The organism is Haloarcula sp. CBA1115 (genome assembly GCF_000827835.1).
GTDB classification, from domain to species: domain Archaea; phylum Halobacteriota; class Halobacteria; order Halobacteriales; family Haloarculaceae; genus Haloarcula; species Haloarcula hispanica.
In genome coordinates, this window is sequence record NZ_CP010529.1 from 342,221 (window position 1) to 359,412 (window position 17,192).

The 17,192-nt window shown below is 53.4% G+C and carries 18 protein-coding genes and 1 pseudogene; 6 read left to right on the forward strand and 13 right to left on the reverse strand.

What is annotated here, in order from left to right:
- Positions 1-21: 21 nt before the first annotated feature.
- From SG26_RS01520 to SG26_RS01535, 5 genes are all read right to left on the reverse strand, one after another.
- On the reverse strand, positions 22-282 hold the full coding sequence (locus SG26_RS01520) for a hypothetical protein (RefSeq protein ID WP_014030611.1): 261 nt from the start codon (positions 280-282) through the stop codon (positions 22-24).
- Positions 283-602: 320 nt separating this feature from the next.
- Entirely contained in the window at positions 603-854 is a 252-nt protein-coding gene (locus SG26_RS01525; protein WP_008313655.1) for a type II toxin-antitoxin system HicA family toxin, read from the reverse strand.
- Positions 855-1,124: a type II toxin-antitoxin system HicB family antitoxin gene (locus SG26_RS01530; protein WP_050036667.1), complete on the reverse strand. Its 270-nt coding sequence runs from the start codon at positions 1,122-1,124 to the stop codon at positions 855-857. It abuts the gene before it with no gap.
- Positions 1,125-1,237: 113 nt separating this feature from the next.
- Positions 1,238-1,387 carry a hypothetical protein gene (locus tag SG26_RS21440; RefSeq protein WP_014030608.1) on the reverse strand — a complete coding sequence of 50 codons (150 nt, stop codon included), beginning with the start codon at positions 1,385-1,387 and terminating at the stop codon, positions 1,238-1,240.
- A gap of 363 nt (positions 1,388-1,750) precedes the next feature.
- Positions 1,751-2,047, reverse strand: a complete 297-nt coding sequence (locus SG26_RS01535; RefSeq protein ID WP_050036668.1) for a hypothetical protein — start codon at positions 2,045-2,047, stop codon at positions 1,751-1,753.
- A gap of 338 nt (positions 2,048-2,385) precedes the next feature.
- On the opposite strand from SG26_RS01535, the gene SG26_RS01540 reads away from it, so the two are divergent.
- Both SG26_RS01540 and SG26_RS01545 read left to right on the forward strand, forming a co-directional pair.
- Positions 2,386-3,030, forward strand: a complete 645-nt coding sequence (locus SG26_RS01540) for a helix-turn-helix domain-containing protein (protein ID WP_023842882.1) — start codon at positions 2,386-2,388, stop codon at positions 3,028-3,030.
- A 72-nt stretch (positions 3,031-3,102) separates the two neighbouring features.
- The gene (locus tag SG26_RS01545; RefSeq protein ID WP_050036669.1) at positions 3,103-4,062 is read left to right on the forward strand and encodes a hypothetical protein; all 960 of its coding nucleotides are present in this window, start codon (positions 3,103-3,105) and stop codon (positions 4,060-4,062) included.
- Between the two features lie 267 nt (positions 4,063-4,329).
- Here the strand turns inward: SG26_RS01545 and SG26_RS01550 are convergent, their stop codons facing one another.
- On the reverse strand, positions 4,330-5,673 hold the full coding sequence (locus SG26_RS01550) for a radical SAM protein (RefSeq protein ID WP_050036670.1): 1,344 nt from the start codon (positions 5,671-5,673) through the stop codon (positions 4,330-4,332).
- Between the two features lie 133 nt (positions 5,674-5,806).
- Here SG26_RS01550 and SG26_RS01555 point away from each other — a divergent pair, with 133 nt between their 5' ends.
- The gene (locus SG26_RS01555; RefSeq protein ID WP_050036671.1) at positions 5,807-6,850 is read left to right on the forward strand and encodes a radical SAM protein; all 1,044 of its coding nucleotides are present in this window, start codon (positions 5,807-5,809) and stop codon (positions 6,848-6,850) included.
- Between the two features lie 113 nt (positions 6,851-6,963).
- Positions 6,964-8,133, forward strand: coding sequence for a three-Cys-motif partner protein TcmP (locus SG26_RS01560; protein ID WP_050036672.1), 1,170 nt, complete (start codon positions 6,964-6,966; stop codon positions 8,131-8,133).
- 444 nt (positions 8,134-8,577) lie between these two features.
- Here the strand turns inward: SG26_RS01560 and SG26_RS20635 are convergent, their stop codons facing one another.
- The 7 genes and pseudogenes from SG26_RS20635 to SG26_RS01590 all read right to left on the reverse strand — a co-directional run bounded on the left by SG26_RS20635 (position 8,578) and on the right by SG26_RS01590 (position 15,343).
- The gene (locus SG26_RS20635) at positions 8,578-9,576 is read right to left on the reverse strand and encodes an HNH endonuclease (RefSeq protein WP_175055135.1); all 999 of its coding nucleotides are present in this window, start codon (positions 9,574-9,576) and stop codon (positions 8,578-8,580) included.
- Positions 9,577-9,866: 290 nt separating this feature from the next.
- Positions 9,867-10,730: a transcription initiation factor IIB family protein gene (locus SG26_RS01570; protein WP_050036674.1), complete on the reverse strand. Its 864-nt coding sequence runs from the start codon at positions 10,728-10,730 to the stop codon at positions 9,867-9,869.
- Positions 10,731-10,863: 133 nt separating this feature from the next.
- A pseudogene (locus SG26_RS21040) lies at positions 10,864-10,983 on the reverse strand (IS5/IS1182 family transposase); the annotation flags it as partial.
- Between the two features lie 187 nt (positions 10,984-11,170).
- Complete coding sequence (locus tag SG26_RS21835) at positions 11,171-11,377, reverse strand: hypothetical protein (RefSeq protein WP_050036675.1); 207 nt, start codon at positions 11,375-11,377, stop codon at positions 11,171-11,173.
- Positions 11,378-11,419: 42 nt separating this feature from the next.
- Positions 11,420-14,239, reverse strand: coding sequence for a hypothetical protein (locus SG26_RS21045; protein WP_154020783.1), 2,820 nt, complete (start codon positions 14,237-14,239; stop codon positions 11,420-11,422).
- 559 nt (positions 14,240-14,798) lie between these two features.
- Positions 14,799-15,050 (reverse strand): hypothetical protein, encoded by a 252-nt coding sequence (locus tag SG26_RS01585; RefSeq protein WP_050036677.1) that lies wholly within the window; start codon positions 15,048-15,050, stop codon positions 14,799-14,801.
- On the reverse strand, positions 15,047-15,343 hold the full coding sequence (locus SG26_RS01590; RefSeq protein ID WP_050036678.1) for a hypothetical protein: 297 nt from the start codon (positions 15,341-15,343) through the stop codon (positions 15,047-15,049). Before SG26_RS01590 ends, SG26_RS01585 begins: the two co-directional genes overlap by 4 nt.
- 817 nt (positions 15,344-16,160) lie before the next feature.
- On the opposite strand from SG26_RS01590, the gene SG26_RS01595 reads away from it, so the two are divergent.
- Both SG26_RS01595 and SG26_RS01600 read left to right on the forward strand, forming a co-directional pair.
- A complete protein-coding gene (locus tag SG26_RS01595; RefSeq protein ID WP_050036679.1) occupies positions 16,161-16,790 on the forward strand; it encodes a hypothetical protein in 630 nt (209 codons plus the stop codon).
- A complete protein-coding gene (locus SG26_RS01600; protein WP_050036680.1) occupies positions 16,787-17,104 on the forward strand; it encodes a PadR family transcriptional regulator in 318 nt (105 codons plus the stop codon). Before SG26_RS01595 ends, SG26_RS01600 begins: the two co-directional genes overlap by 4 nt.
- Positions 17,105-17,192: the final 88 nt, after the last annotated feature.

Consider the following 17,192-nt stretch of genomic DNA (forward strand, 5'->3'; position numbering starts at 1 on the left):
ACTGAGACGAGTCACTGGACATCACGCATCGCCCGCCATCGCTTGGTGACGGAGCTCGCTTTCGTCTGGTAGATCCCAGCCGTGGTACTCGCGAGCGATGTGGCGAGCTCGCCTGACGTTGCCCGCGCCGCCGGCTGCTGGAGACTGCTGTGCCTCAACGCGCTCTTTCAAATACTCGGGATGGTTGCGTGTGTACGTGCCAAAGCCGAGGCTGTCTGGCCCGCTCTGGCTCATGACGACGTAGCCCTTCAACTTGGTCTGGATCGCGTGTTTCTCTGACATAGCTGGTGGTCAAGACGCTCTCTCTGGAACGCCTCTCACCCGGTGGAGGGTCACAAAATAGGGGTGAGTCCGCGCCGTCAGACTAGGATTGCTCTATCGGTTCAACTCAGGCACTCGCGCCGTTGTGGGACCCCCCGCAGGCCCCGGCATGGGGTCGCAAACTGTCAGGAGTAGTCTCGAAACCATCGCGACCCATGCAAAACAGGCACGCAGTTCGACAGAAAGATAGGGGAATCGCCTGTCAAATACCCCGTTATCGAGGTGTCGCGTCAGCGCTTCGACTCGAGGGACTCGCAGCCGACGGTGACGAATTGGTTCGCCTACGAATTACGGTCGAGCCACTCACAGAACGCCGCAAAATCGTTCGCGCCAGCATCGTCGGCGATGCTTCGGAGCGTTCCCGTTTTGAGTTCGTCGTGCAGCGGAACGGTAACGTGTCGTCGGTCGCTCTCGTTGGTTGGGTGCTGGTAGTAGAGTTGGGCGTGATCGCCAGTCGTCCGACGCCACTCGAAGCCACCGACATTTACCAAGACCTTCACGACATCCCGACCAGAAAACGTGCCCCGGACCATTTACTGCATGAAGTCGGGCAGATCGCCATTACCGGTGGTATTGTCTTCGGGGTCAACTCCCAGCTCTCGGAGTTCTTCGTCGGTGGGTTCGTGGCCGCGTTCGCCCTTGTAGCCCGCGACCGCATCGTCAAGCATTTCGAGAGCCTCCTGACGCGTCTCACCCTGCGTGGTGACGCCGGTTTCGACATCTGTGATGATCCAGGAGTCCCCCTCGCGCCACATCCGAATCTCATCCTCGTGGGGCTCTCCATCGCGCGTCGAACTGGCCATACCTCTAATTGCTGTATGAGTGGCATAAGCGTTCGGTCAGCGCAAACGGAATGAGGGATAGGGGAACTGGAACCGAAGTATGTTAATAAAAAAGAGTAAAGTATTCGGTTCTGTCAGGCTGTCGCGACGACGTGTTGATACTCGGCTTGAGATTGCAGCGGCTGGAGCGTTAGGCCGGCCAGCGTCAGTTCCCGGAGGACCTCGGCTGGGACGCCGTCGGTGTCTCGCGGCACGGCGTCGAGAAACAGCGGGCACTGAGTCAATTGCTTGTAATGATCAAGTCAGTCCAGTTAATTGACTGCTCAGAGTCCGTCAGCGTCTTTCAGCAACCGGAGTAGCAGACCGAGAGTCAGAGTCATCACCACAAAGACTGTGAGAATTATAAGTAGCGTCCCTAGCCCAATCATATGTGTGTTCAAGTGGTCGGTCATAAGAGGGTACTGCCATGGCTTCCTCTACTCAGTATAGCGGACTCATGTATAGGCGAACCCGATCACTCGCTTAGAATCTGTCAGTAGCGGCGTGACCGATACGGAAGATCTCCCCGGGAATCGTCAGCGGTCGTGGCGGTTCTTCTTCAAGAACACACCCGGCCGGCAGCAGTGAATTCGAATCGATCACCGCTCTCAGTTGATAAGGAGGTCGGGTGTGACAAACAAAATTACGAGCATGCTCACCAGCACGACGAGTGCTGTGACCCGCAAGATGCCAGCTGCCCGTCGTCGAGGGTTCGGCAGGGACTCGGCAATGCCGGAGAGGGCCATCCCGGCGCTCAGAAACAGTCCAGCATAGAACGGTGTTGCCCCTTCTACAATGACGTAGTACCCTTGCTGCCCAGCCAGCAGAAGTGCGCCACAGAGATAAACCACTGCAAGCCCTCTGGAGGGTTCGCCGAACACGGTTTCATCGATGATAGAGGCCATCAAGCGTGTCCTCTCCCGCGACGTTCAAGTGTTGCGGGGATTCGCGATCGGTGCAACCACATCAACGGACTCAGTCGGCACTTCCTTCTGAATCGCCCGCGCAGCACGCCGAACGCGCTTCCGTTCTTCCACAGTGCAGCTCACGCTTCAACGCCTCGGACAAGATCGTCGACGAGCGACCCACCGACATTCGGACCAGTCTCCCAACCGCGCTCCAAGTGCGTGTATTCGCACCACTCCGAAAGCGTCTCGGAGGAGCATAGTTCGGCAAGAATTGGACTCAAATACCGCTTTGACTCTTCCCCAATCACATACTCCTACAAGCGAATCAGACAACAATGTCCTCATTATTACCCCTGAAACCCACCCCACAAACAGCTTCGGATCGTAGTTTGGAACCGAAGCTCGTTGACTTCGAAGATGAATCAGCGGAACAGATCATCTCAGCAGTTTCCTCAACAACTGCACGCCGCATTCTCAGCCAGATATACGCGGAACCAACGACAGCATCGGAGATCGCAACTGAACTCAATTCCTCAGTACAGAATATCAGCTATCATCTCGACCGACTCCAGGACGCAGACCTAGTGGCGGTCGTCGAGACGTGGTATTCCGAGCAGGGCCGCGAAATGGACGTGTACGCGCCGACCAATAGCGCGCTCGTTCTCTTCGCGGGGGCAGAACGAACAAGCCCGTCGCTCAAGACGGCGTTGAGTCGCGTCTTCGGCGCAGTGGGTCTCGTCGGAGCCGTCAGTGTACTCGCCCATATACGCCGGTCAGTACCGACACCAGTATCATCGCCCCGGGCTGGTGCGTCCCCTGTTCAGCAACCCGACCCAACCATGTGGGAGACGCTCGGAACGTTTGCGACCGGGCCTGGTGGAGTTGTGCTGGGAATTGGCATCTTCCTGATTCTGTTGTTCTTCGTTGCTTGGTACTGGGGAACGTATCGGCCAGCACGGAATCACGCCCACTCGGCGTGAGTGAGTAGCCGGGACTCAAAGACGTATTTGAATCTGGGATAGCGCGATACTTCCCCCTTCCAATGGTAGGGTATGAAACGGCGAGCGTTTCTGGCAGGCACAGGAATTGGTCTCACAACCGCAGTCGCCGGTTGCACCACTCAAGCTGGATCGAGTGACTCACCGCCGACAGATTCCGAGACGCCAACCTCTGAGGACACGCAAACCAACACTGAACAACAGACCGAGCGTACACACGTCGCCGCCGATGGCACTGTCGAGCGAACCATCGGCGCTGAGTCGCTCGATGAGCGCGGTCTCAGAACTCCCCACCACGTCGCGTTCGGGAATCCGACGGCGGAGTCTCACCAGGGGACGGTGACGGTTTCGACGGCGGACGAAACCGTGTTCAAGGAATCGGTGGAACTCGAACCGAACGCGAGCATTGTGGCGTCGCTCACTGATCTCGACACGTACACCGCTCGTGTGTCCGTCCCCGAGTTGGATGCGACGGAACAGATTACCGTCGAACCCAGCCAGTTCACCTGTAACGTGACCAAGACGACGATCAGCGTTCAGGACGACGGGACACTTGACTCGCTGGGTATTTCCACGCGGATGGCGTGCCAAGGCGTCGTGAGCGACCACGTTGCTGCTCGTGAATCTGCGTCGGAAACGCTCGGTGACGACCCGATTCCCGCAGACACGGGGAAAGGCAGCCACACGCTCATGCTCCGGAACCCATCGGAGGAGACGTGGACGACACGAATCCTCGTCGAGAAGGACTCGACAGCGCACTTCGACGGCGTCTACACGGTCGAACCTGAGGGCACTGTACTGATTACGCTCAGCGAGCCCGATACGTACTCCCTATCGGTAGGTGTGCTCGAAACCGAGACGACCGTCACCGAACAGGTCACGCCCGAAAACTTCGATTGTAACCGATCCTCGACGCGCGCGGAGATCGACGATACGGGAGAACTCACGGCAAGCACCGTTTCGACGCTCATGGCCTGTGACCTCGAGACAAACTCGACGAGCGAGTCCCCTTAATAGCGGGACGACTGTCGCTGCTGTTCTCATCCCAATTGAGAGTTCCAGTCGCATACTCACTGAGCGGATATTTCTGGTGAGCTCGTGACAAACGAACGCCGGGCAGCAACCAATCGCTTCTCGACTAACCAACAGTCGTGAGTTCTGGGCAGCCATTGTTGGTTAGCGGCTTCTACACCGTCGCCGCAACGTGCTGAGATTCAGCATGTGCCGGGACAGCCGTAACGTCAACCCGGCCAAACCCTGCCGCGGTGCCTGATAGACACGTTAGATGAGATGCTCTATAGATTTGCCGTCCCGAGCTAATTCGGACTGCTCAGGCGAGGCGTCCGTAGCATGTGTGGAGAACGACTCCGGTGAGACGGCCTCTTGCATCGCTTTGAGCTTCGACCGCAGTTGGCCACTCGTCGAGCGGACCAACTCATCGTCTGGCCAGGAATGGACTTCGAGCCCGTCAAAGCGCGTTGCGACTTGCTGGACCGTGTTCAACTGTTCAAGAGCGTACTCGACCCAGTACTGGTGGCTGTCCTGCATCTGCTGGAGTTCTTCGACCACGTCGTCGTAGCCGGCTTCTTTGGCGGCGCTGAGGCACTGCTGGAAATTCGCGCCACGGGGATTGATGGGTTCGTGGAAGACAACGACCTCACCGAGCGCTCTAAAGTAGCTGAGTAGCTCGTGAAAGTCGTCTTCGTCCATGGTAGGATATGTGGGTGACATCGAAACGAACACCGACACACCGGCCTGCTGGAGTTCGTCTAACGCCTGCCAGCGAGTCATCGGTGGCGGGGCATTCGGTTCCATCGCTCTGACGAGCGTCGCATCGAATGAGGGAATCGACGAGCCGACCGTAATGCGGTCACCGGCGGCCTGGAAGAGATCGATGTCCCGAGTCACGGCCGGACTTCGTGTGAGGATTCGAACCGGAATGTCGTGTGTGATGAGCTCGGCGACAGCGCCGCGGGTAATCTGAGCCGTCCGTCGGTCCTGGTAACAGTCAGTGCCGCTGGACAGCATCACCACGCCGCGACCGCGGTCAGTTTGCTTGCGCTCGCTGGGATCACGCTCGTCGAGGATGTTGCCCAGTCGCTCCGGGAGATCATCCCGGTACAGGAGATAGCTCCCCCAGTCGGTCTGTGGATCGCCGACGTTCGCTTGCTCGGTGAGCATCCCATCCCGACTGTCGATAGCCGGGGTGGTTGGCACGTAGCAGAACTCACAGCCGTGTCGGCACCCGGTGGCGACGTTGATGACGTGGTCACAGAGGCTCTTGGTGTGGAGATGGGACTCGCTCATCACCGACTTCGTCGGGTCAGTGTTGACCGTAATCCCATGCTCGTCGTGGCTTTCGGTGTCAGTGGCACAGTCCCAACATAGCAGGTCACCCTGTGGATTGGCGGCAAAGCGGTCGTTGATTTCGTCGTTGCACTGTGTACACAGCAGCCCAGCTTGCCAGAGGTCGAGTCGTTCAGTCGGGGCACCGTAGTCCCGTGAGAGTGCACGGAGCTCGTCCAGCGTGGGCTGGTCGTCGAACGCCGCGACCGTCTCTCCAGCGTGTTCGACGGCGTAGGTTCGCTCGAACCAGCTATCGCCGGTGTCCCAGGTGAGGTCCATGCGTCTCTCTCCTACCTGTCTTTTTATACTGGACCCCATTAGAAGTCAGCCACGCGGAGTGAAAGTGAAACTGAACGCGGAGTTTGTTGCACACAGTTATATCTAGTAGTAGACGGGAAAGACAAGATAACATATGACAGATGACCACGAAGACGTACGGACGGGAGAAGACCCTACAAAGGCGATTCTCAGTGAGTCGGGGCTCAACAGTAAGCATCTGTGTGACTACGTTGTCAACGTAGCGACAGGCTGTCGGCATGGCTGCAAGTTCTGCTATGTTCCCTCGACGCCGAACATCCGGACGCGGCCGGATATGCTCAAAGAAGAAGCGGACGTTGACAACGGCCAGAAAGAGTGGGGGAACTACGTGCTCTATCGGGATGATCTAGGCGAGAGACTGGACGGACATCTGGATCGAAAACGAACATGGCGGGAAACAGAGCGTGGGCAGGGTGTTGTTGGTGTCTCGTTTTCGACGGACTGCTACATGGACGGTCGTGCTGGGAAGATTACCCGCGATGTTGTCGACGCCATCGCAAGCCACGAAGAGTATGTTCGGGTGTTAACGCGGAACCCGATTCTGGCGCTGCAGGATCTAGATGTCTTTCAGGATGCTGGCGAGTACGTGACCATTGGGTCATCGATTCCGTGTATGGACGCTGAGCAAGTGGGTGCGATTGAGCCGAGTGCCCCATCGCCGGAGCTGCGGCTGAAGGGGTTGAAGGAATTCAACGAGCATGGCGTGCAGACGTTTGTCAGTATGAGTCCGACCTATCCCACGCAAGGGAAGGCCGACCTTCGGGACCAGCTAGAGCGGGTCGCAGAGTGTGACCCGGCTGTGGTGTTCCACGAGCCGATCAACCCGCGTGGTGGGAACTTCGAGATGACTGTTGAAGCAGCACGGGACGCTAGTGAAACGGAGTTAGCCGAAGAGTTGGATGCGCTGCGGTCTCGTGAGCAGTGGGTCGAGTACGCGACGAATCACCTACGCTGGGTGCAGGAGATCGGGCGCGAGTTGGATTTGCCCGTGCATCTGTGGCCTGATAAGCAACTGATCAAGCACGTCGACGAAGAGACGGCCGCGTGGTTGCAGTCTTGGCGGGATCGGCAGTCTCCCGAAGAGTTTGCAGAGCGAGAGGTGCCGGAAGAGTCACCTGTGGCCTACCCTGCAACCTAGCTCACCGGAGAATCAGAGAAGATTCTTTCAACGAGCTGTCTATTTTATGTTAGATACCTATCTCTCCGGCAGAATAAAATAGGACAAACACTGTACATTAGGTGTCCCCCGCCATGCCATTAGCTGACGATGATGATGACAAGTGGGTTTATCGGCCACATACTGCAGCTAAACACGAGGTTCTGGGTAAATATCTAACCCCTTGGGTGAACAAGCTCACCTCTTACAATCTCGCGGCTGACAATCCCAACAAGATTCGGGTTGTAGACTGTTTTGCGGGACGTGGCTCATACGTTGACACTGATTCAACGGAACCCATAGATCTCGAATCTGTTTCAACGCCTGCTGAAATCCCTGGCTCACCACAGCTCATATTAGATCGCCTTACAAACAGGGCAGATCAGTTCGATTCAGCAGAGTGTGTATTTATCGAGGCTAATTCAACGAATTACGAAACTCTGTCCGAGACAATTGCTGGAACAACCGGGTATGCTGATAACATATCTATCCGGTGTGAACACGGGGAATTCCAAAATACAGTTCTCGACGTTGTTGAGACTCTTGACGGTAGTGACTGTCCGACGTTCTTTTTTATAGACCCATTCGGATTCAGCAGTCTGGATTATGATGTTGTTGCGAAGATCGGTTCAACCCCGCAATTCGAGTTCCTCATTACGTTTATGTCGCGGGATATGAACCGGTTCTTAGAGTCAGAAGATCACGAGGAAGCGTTGAATACAGTCTTTGGAAACGAAACTTGGAGAGAGGAAATTGGCGAGTACGATTCGACCAACTGGGTTCCGCTAGTAGAATACTACACGGATCGGTTAGAAGCGAATGGACCCGATGAAACATTTGAGTATATGATTTCGGAGCCAGAAACGACGCAGACAATCTACTACCTTGTCTATGGGACAAATCACCCAGAGGGTCTGCGGACCATGCGTGAAGTGATGAGCTACTGTGGAACAGGAAAATTCGCATATGCCCCAAAGCAGCCAGAATATGACCGAAACCAAGCACGGCTGTTTGGTGGTGGTGATGAGACTAAACAGTTCCTGCAGGATCGGTTTGAAGAGTACATCGTTACATTTGATAAACTAGTTGAAACGTGTACTGAGGAGCGACGCTATCAAGATGCAACGGAAGCAGACTACCGTGAGGCGTTGCGTGAGCTAGAGCAGGAGGGAGCTGTCGATATCCAGCGCATTACATCGAAAGAGACTGGAATACAAGGGAGCGATCTGATTGACTTCCACGATTCCACAGAGTTCATGGGATAGAGACGGTCCGTTCGAAGTCCGTATTATGTCCTGGTACAAGAACTAAATGTAGGTTTCAGGCAGGTGTTTCGGGCAACGAACAACGTTCAGTAGCAAGTGGATTCCCAGCTAACCAACAAGCAAGTGGCCTGTGCCCGACGTGTTGGTTAGTCTTTGTATAGTTTTCCGGAAAGAGTCGATAAGTATTGGCTGTCTCGGTAAGTTTGCATCCAAGTTTGAATCGCCCAGCAAGAGCAATGTAATCCTGCTGCTGCCAGAGCGAAACCGATACTACCCACCGTAGCATTCGTCTTCAGCTAAGATTTACATTTCGGTTACGTAGCGGTAACAAGCGTGCCTTGTAGTATCGGTCGCTAGTGGTGGATCTTCTATGCATTTTCGATCAACCGCTCCAACAGTGGCGGTGGCGGCTCGATGATCTAGCATAATCGTAGCGGCGCGCCCTCAGAGTTTTGATATTTCCTCGTTGTTGTATTCGAGCATCGCCGCGTCAATGTCGTGAGCGTCTTTGCAGAGGAGTTCACGGCCGGATACGGTCTCGTCGGTGGCGTGCGTGATTTCCAGCGTTTCAGGGTCAATATGGATGAGTCCGTGGTCGAAGTCGGCATGGTGGTTCGGACAGAGAACCAGCATGTTCGATTTCGTGTCGGGGCCTTCGTGTGGACGTCCAAGTGGTTTGATGTGGTGTGCTTCTGCGTAGTGTTCCAGCGGCGTGCGGTGTCTCGCGTCACCACAGAGTTGACAGTGTGACTCGTACGTGGCTTTCAGTTCACGTGCGCGGTCGGTATTGCGGACAATCCTAGTCGTCGTGGTTTCAACGCGGGTCGTGTTGGGTTGCGGGAGGTCGGCGACGGCTTCCTCGTTGTCCGGCGAATGCACGCCGGTTTCGGCAGCGATTCCCGAGTAATCCGGACCGGGCTCTGTACCGGGCTCCGACGTGCCCGGTTCGATGTCTGGTTCGTCGGTGTCATCGACATCTTCAGGAAGGTCGTCTTCATCAAGGAGGTCCTTCCACCCCGAGATGCTGTCTAACAGTGTTGACTCGGGGTCGTGTGAGCAGCGGAATCGAATGTGTTTTCGAATAGTACCGGTGGATGCTTCGTACTCCTCAGCCAGTTTGTCGAGGTTCGAGAGTGTTAGGTCGTTATCGGCTCTGTACCGGTTCCGGAATTCCAGACACAAAGCTTCTGAGACGTGCGCTCGCTCTCTTATTGCCCGTGTCGGTGCATCGATATCATGTGTGCACTCTCCGTTGATATGCCGAACGACTGTCTGATACGTCCAAGGGACGGTTTGCGCGAAGTCCAGTAGGTCTTGATCCGCGTCCTCGTGGTAATCACGTCGAAGCGAAGCGCAGTCTTGCTCCCGAACCGGCATTCGCTGTAGAACTTCACGCTTGTCGACGACGAGAGCATCGTCGTCATGGGAACACTCCCCAGTCAAGTGCCGGACTGTGGTTTGCCACGTGTGATTAAGTGACGCGGCGATGTCGTCAGTGGAATCTCCTTCGGCGTATCGCCTACGGATTTCACGGCATTCGTTACGCGGCAGCTCGGGATGTGCCGGTGTCAGAGACTCCGGTCCTGCCTTGTGGCCGCACTCACCGTACACGTGATACCGGATCGTGCCAACGCTGAGGTCATGGTTTTCGGCAAGAACTCTTGCCGTGTCGCCACTTGCTGCTTGACTTCGCAGCGAGCTACACAGCGATTCGGAGACTGTCGTCGATGACATCACACCGACCCCTTGTACTTCGCAACCGTCTGTGAGTTCGTTCCGACCATATCAGCCAGTCGCGGTTGGCTGAGGTCAATATTATGCTCGTCAGCTACGACGAGATACGCTGCGGCGGCGATTGCAGCGCGACTCTGTCCACGAGCGATTTCTTTATTATCGATGTTGCGTGCTCGCTTTCTCGCTTCTTCACAGACAACATCTGGTACATTGATATTGTCTTCGAGAATCTCAAATGCGAATTCGAAGGCCCTCGACGCGAGATCTTTTGCTTCGACGTCCGGGGCGTACGGCATTATTTGAGGGTATGTTTTTTGAATGGTCGTGGTTGTCGTATTCGCTGGCCCTGCAAAATCACTCTGCGTGTAGCCGAGATCCTCAATTTCTGACCGGGCGTATAGAACAGAAGCAGCGAACCCTGATGGTGACCGCCCGCTGTGGACGTTCGCGTCTTTCGCATGCTCGCACAGTTCGAGTGCCCGGTCAGTCGCATCCTCCGACCACTTTAGTTCACTTGCGTACTCTTCGACGAAGTCAGCAGGGTCATCGGGTTCGATTTGTAATCCGGTTGCGTCGGACAATTTGCTTGTTTCGTGGTAGATATTCGTCGCTTCGCGGCGACTCACAGCGGCGACATTATCGATAGTCACCGGTGTATCTCGGACGCGTGCAGCGGCGTACAGGCAAGTTGCCGTTGCCCTGTCGATAGACGCTGGCTGGTACCCGCTTTTAACTGCCTGCGCGTACAGTTGCACGCCGAACTCCATGACATCAGTCGAGAGCGAGAGCTCCTCACCCATTCGTTCGATTTCACTCGCAATATATAGCAGGTTGGCTTCAGTCGCATCCCGCATCGCCGTCATTCTACCACACGAAAGACACGCACCGCAAAAAACATTCCGCGGGTATCACAGCACGAAACGCCCCTAACTCGTCTGTGATACTAACAAGGTAGTCTATATGACGGCGGGGTGAATCACCAGACGTGTCTTTTTTTCATTTTTTCAGTGACTGCTTGATGCTGTGAAAGATACATTTCAAAACGAACTCACGAAGTTCACCGTACCAAGTTCGTGCACGTACGACGCCGCCGAGCGTGCGCTTAATAGTGGAAAATGGTCTCACACTTCCTCTCTGCCGGCATAAAAATAGACGAGAGAGTTCATGATACCAGAACAGAAATTGAGCAAAATTAGAGAGTATGCACCGTGCGGGGAGCTGAGCTCTGTTCTCAGCAATACCATGTTTTGATATGTTGGAAATAGATCGTTTTATCATAGTTCGGTCTCGGCTGTAATGCATCCTACACCGTCGCCGCCACGTGCTCATATCCAGCCTGCGATGGCGTCGGCTGCAACGTCAACCCGGCCAGCGCTAACTCCCTGAGCACTTCGGGCGGCACACCCTCAGTACCCCGAAGCGCGGCATCAAGCGTCCACACGTCGTACTGACTCGCGCTCGGGGCAAGCACGTCGACAGATTCAGTTTTGGATGCTCTATGTCGGCTAATGCTCTTTCAATAGCAGCGTTGATTCCTATCAAATACTAGCTGTTAATTTACATACTGTTCTAGATTATCCTTGGTGCGTTCTGACTGTACTGGTAGAATTTGGTCAGAGGGTATATCCACAATGGGGCCTTTAGTTGCCTTCTCAATAGGTATATAATATTTACAGCCTTCCTCAAGTGAAGCATCCGCTTGAATCCGTATCGCTTTTTTAGCATTTTCCCAATGAATCTGTAACTCATAGGGACCTAATCTGGTTCTTTGACTTACTGAAACCAACGCAGGTATTTGTGATCTCATTCTAGTCAAAATGACCAATGTTTTATTTCTAATTTCCTCGTATTCCTCGAAATTAATACGCGAGCGCCGATCATGACCTAATGCATTTCTAGCATCAATTAGACTATCTTCGCCGATTAGTGGTTCGTCAAGAAGCTCACGGACGGTGTCACACCATACGATTTCGCTCATATACTCGGTGTTCAATATATCTCTGAGGTGACCCAGCGTCAATCTACTATCATCTGCAAATTCATATACCCAGTCCGGACCCAAATCTTGCTGAATAAAATAATCTGCTATAAAATCTAATGTTTGCTCGACTAACCGGAGTAAGGCTAAACCTTCATCAGCATAATTGTCTACGCCAGTTATTTCCTTCTCTCTAATTTCCTGATATCGCCGTACAATATGTGTTGGGAAATACTGTTTCCATTGATGCTGTATATTTATATCGCTGATGCCAGATTCCAGGATTTCATCTTGGGCCCTTTCAGGTGTGAGTACTTCATTAACAGATATAGACAGAATGCCATCAAGCAACTGCTCATCAATATCAAATTTGCGGAGACGCTGTGCTGCGAGTGTGTTAACTACTGCTGGTCTATAGTCGTGTCCGTACTCAAAGGGGAATTGTTCGTCAAACTCGCTAAGGTCAGGTAGCTCCTGTAGCTTATCGAGTACAGCACCTATATTTTGGATTTCATTGTCTTCATATGAAGTGATTGTGTGTAAGAGAAACCCAATATGTTGAGCCTCCGCGTAGGCTATATTTGTCGCCTCAGGCTGTCGGGGGAGTTCACTCTTAGCCTCCTCTATGTTTAGTTGATTGAGTTGTTTTTTTGCCTTTATTATTTGCACCCGGTCTTTATTGAATTTCTTGAAATTATTGTCATTCGTTATATTAGCGATCTCCTCATGAGCTTCCTGTGCACCACTAAAATCACCTTCCTGCTCAGCTAGCGAAGCTTTGATTAGATTCCTGCGCTGCTTCAGATACCGACATTCATCATTCATCCCATGCTGCCTATACTTGCCAATAGCACGTCCATAGTGGCTGTAAGCAGAATTCAAATTTTGATTCTCTAATTCCCTGTCGCCATGAATTTCATGTTCCAGTGCATTGAGCTGCTCAGCAAAATCACTAGTTTTCGACTCATCGGAAGTGTCCTCTAAAGATACCAATAGATTTTGACCTTCTTGTAAACTATCTATCGCCATTTGATACTCTGTATCCTCCAGAGCAGCATCGGCTTTCGATTTATGAATCCAATATATAGGCCAGTATTCTGTTACTCCACTAATATCATTGTCAATCCCATGTAAGCCAAAAGAGAGTGCCTGCCGATACGATTCAACTGCCTGAGAATAATCATCATTCAAACGACTTAACCGGCCAGACTTCATATTGTATTGATAACCCTGTAATGTACTCAAACCTTCAACCCCTCTTTTATTAAATAGTATATGTGAGCAACGTGATATTTCGCATTCAGTGTATAGCTGTTTGCTACTGAACTTGTAATTATAGAAGAATTGGTGAAGGAAATTTGCGACTGCATATCTTAGTTCGGACCTCTGATCCTCTATCGCATATCTTAGACTCGTCTTCCAACGATCAAGAGAAGTTTCTCCTTGTGCATCAAGAGCCTCCTCAAATTCGGCTCTTATATCTTCTACTTTTTCGCCTTCCCCAAGCCATGATTCAATTATATTTTCCGCGAGGGCGTAATCTCCTTCCACAGTTGCACGTCCAAGCAAAGCAGCTAGTTGGTCTTCGCGAAGAATCCTTTGCCAATTGTCACGGGCAATGTTATAATCACGCTCAAATTCCCATAGTCGGTCAAAACTCTGCTGAGACTCTATTTTCGACAAGGCACGACCGAGTACATTATACAATCCAACGGTAGGAAGTTCTGAAAGTGAATTTAAATTTTCAATCACCTGTTCAAGCCGACGTCGATCAGGGATATCGAAATTCCCGTCGGATAGTATTTGATAGCTCAGATAAGTGGTGGTTTTGTCTGTATCAACTGCTTGCCTTACTTCCTCAGATTTTTTAGCAGTCACATTTAGAATCTGATAGTTTATGTCCAATGTGATCCACGAATTAATTTCCGATAGAAGGTCAAATACTGCGTCCTGATAATTGTCCTCGTTATATCTTTCAGTTAGCCTATCAAGTGTCGTTAAAGATGGGTGATCAATTAATAGTCGATGTGCACCTAAACAGCGGAAATAAGACGGCAACATAAATTCGATTGGCCCAGACCACGAAGTACCGCTCTTGAATAAAACTCGTATAGATGTGGTGTTTGTAGGCTCATAATAGACTGAGTGTGTCTGTTCGATTTGCCTATCAGATATATCCACTTGCGTAGGTACAATGGAACCGCGTTCAGAAGTTTCTAAGAGCATTGCCTCTGGTCTGTCACCATCTCGAAAATCTACATGCAGATCTACGTCTATGCGACAAAGACCAGTTTCATCCAGACGCTCTGATTCTCCATCTCCTATATTAAATGAGGCTATGATGTGTGGGGTAAAGGGAGGTATCTGAGCTTCCACCTCAGTGGCAAATTCCATACTTTTTACTAAAGTATAGTTGATTTAAAAGTACGCTATTATTCCAATCCATTATATTCGTATTCAATCTGGTTATGTACAATATCATTCCACAGCTGCTCCAGTTGCTGCTCTAGACCGATAAGCCAACTTGATACGAGCTTATCTCTGTGGCTATCGCGTCAATATTATAAACATCCGAACACGCTCCAGTGACTGCTTCACTCATCTGGCCCGTTGCACGGTTGTAAAATTATCTCAGACCTATCACAATTCAACTACTAGCGGACGAAACAGTCACTTTAGCCAGATTAGAAGGCGGATTAATGATATATCCAATACCAGATCCGGCACTACCAATGACACGGTTGAGAGCCACGAAACTGCTGTTCAAAGAGTGCTTGCGAGCACACACACACTCTCGAGCCGATAGAATGTCCGACAGTCCAGTTCCATACTAACTGATTGGATTTTTCTGGTAGGATTGTGAGAGACAAGCGATGTTCAGAAGCCAATCGATAATCGGCTAACCAACAGGCGTGGGCGCTACCCACCAATTGTTGGTTAACATTTCGCTGGTCTACACCGTCGCCGCGACGTGCTGATACTCCGCTTGCGACGGCGTCGGCTGCAACGTCAACCCAGCCAACGCCAACTCACGTAACACCTCTGGCGGAACTCCCTCACAGTCCCGAAGCACGGCATCCAACGTCCATTCGCCGTACTGACTCGCGCTCGGTGCGATTACGTCGACGGACTCAGTAGCCACCTCGTCACGAATAGCCCGCGCGGCCCGCCGCACCCGCTGTCGTTCCTCCACAGTGCAGCTCACGCTTCAACACCTCGCACGAGATCGCCGACGAGCGAGCCACCGACGTGCGGCCCGATGTCCCACCCACGCTCGCCACGCGTGTACTCGCACCACTCCGAGAGCGTCTCGAAGGGCGTCTCGGCCAACACAACCTTCTCTGCCTCACCGTCAGCCTCGACAACAGCCACGGCGAACTCGTAGCTGTCCCAGTAATGCGCTGCCCCCTCGCCGTCGACGCCGAGAAAGAGCGGTCGGCCCTGGGTCAGTAGTCCGCGGGCGGTACGTTCTTGTAGATTGGATTGCGTAGTTGCCATTGGTTCTTGTGGGAACCACGCGCCTCGGTGTTACAGCACCGGGGCGATTTCGTACAAAATCGACCAGTGGCGCGTGTGTTCCTATACTTAGCTTATGTTACGCCACCACCATAATACTCTTGCTAGCCGTAAACAATAGTACTGGTAGAAGATGTCTCAAGGAAAACGCGAAGTGACCGACTCAGAGATTGTAGATGCATTCGAGGACATTGCTGGTCCGTTCGCTGCGGCTTCCGAAATTGCAGAATTCTTCGGACATACCCGGCAATGGGCACATCAGCGGCTCACACAGCTACACAACCAGGGAGCTGTAGAGAGAAAGAAAACAGGAGAACAGTCCGTAGTCTGGTGGGTCGAGGACTAGCTATCGCGCGTCTCAGAAAGGTACTGCCGACCTTCATCAGTAACCCAGTAGAAGCGTGAATTTCCACCGGGATTCTTACTATCGACGTAGTCAGACGATTCCAGTTTCTGTAGCTGTTGATGGCCCCACTGTCGGGTTTTATCGAATTCATCTCCGACCTCGCTGGCGGTGAATGCAGGGTCGGGAGATTGGACCATAAAGAGAAGAATCTCACGGGGGCTTGCGGCCGGATCTGGTCCACTGGGCACAACAAACCACAATCTCGACTGGTGATTAAGTTATGCGGTGTATATCATTTACGGCCAGCAAAGGTTAAGTGCGGTCAGCGTAACAGTCTGAGATAGGCGACGCCCACAGCAACCACCGGCGTCCCATCGAACCCATGACCGTCCGCAAGCCCACCCACGAAGAGTCGCATCGCTCGCCAACCACTCCCTTCGCTGGAGGGAGAGCATGACTGCCTGGCACACTTGCACCGCCCTCCAGCGGGATCTCCTGAAAGCGATTGCCGACCACGACCATTACGACCGCGCGGCCACCGCCGACGCCCTCCAGATCGCTGTCGAAACCCGACACGAAGCCACGCTCAACGACGCCCGCGTCACGGACGCTCTCGCCGGGCTCGAAGCAGACGACCTAGTCACTACCGACGGGACCTACGCCCTGACCGACCGCGGCCACGACTTGGTCGTTACCGATGGCGGCACCACCATCCCCTCACACGCGGCGGCGGCCAGCAAACTCGACACTGTCTTACAGGCCGCCGAACCTGCCCTCGCCGACGAGGAACTCGAACGGCTGGCCGCCGTCAGTACGTACCTCCGGAACACGGACGGCTTGGTCGTCGAGACCCATGCCGAACCTGAGATCCGTAGCCACGCGCTCGACGGTATCGCCACCAGCGAAGACGGCCACGGTGCGTCTGCCGGCGACGTACTGGACACGCTCGCCAAAGAGTACGGAGCCAAGCGGGCGCTGACAGCCTTACTGGATCTCCTGGTGCAAGGCGAGTGCTACCAGCCCGAGCCAGCGACGCTGCGGCGGGTCGACACCGATACCGACGAGCTGGGAGACAACCGATGACGACCTACCACGAGTTGACGGGCTTCCAGCGCGATCTGCTGGAAGCAATCGCCGCCGTCGAGGACGACCCCTACGGCCTCGCACTCAAGGCCTATCTCGACGAGCGCTACGCCGAGCCGATTAACCACAGCCGGCTCTACCAGAATCTCAACCGGCTCGTTGAGCAGGATCTCATCAACCGCGACGAGCTCGACGCCCGCACCAACGTGTATACGCTGACCGACGCCGGCCAGAAAGCACTCCAGAACCATGCCACGACACTCGCAGACCTCTGTGAGTTGTCCCGACTCGTTGCTGATGGGGGTGAGGAATAATGCCCCAGCAATCTACACAGTGCCGTCAAACATTAGCTCAAAGTGGGGACCCAGTCGGCCGATGCTGTCAGAGGCACACAATCACTGG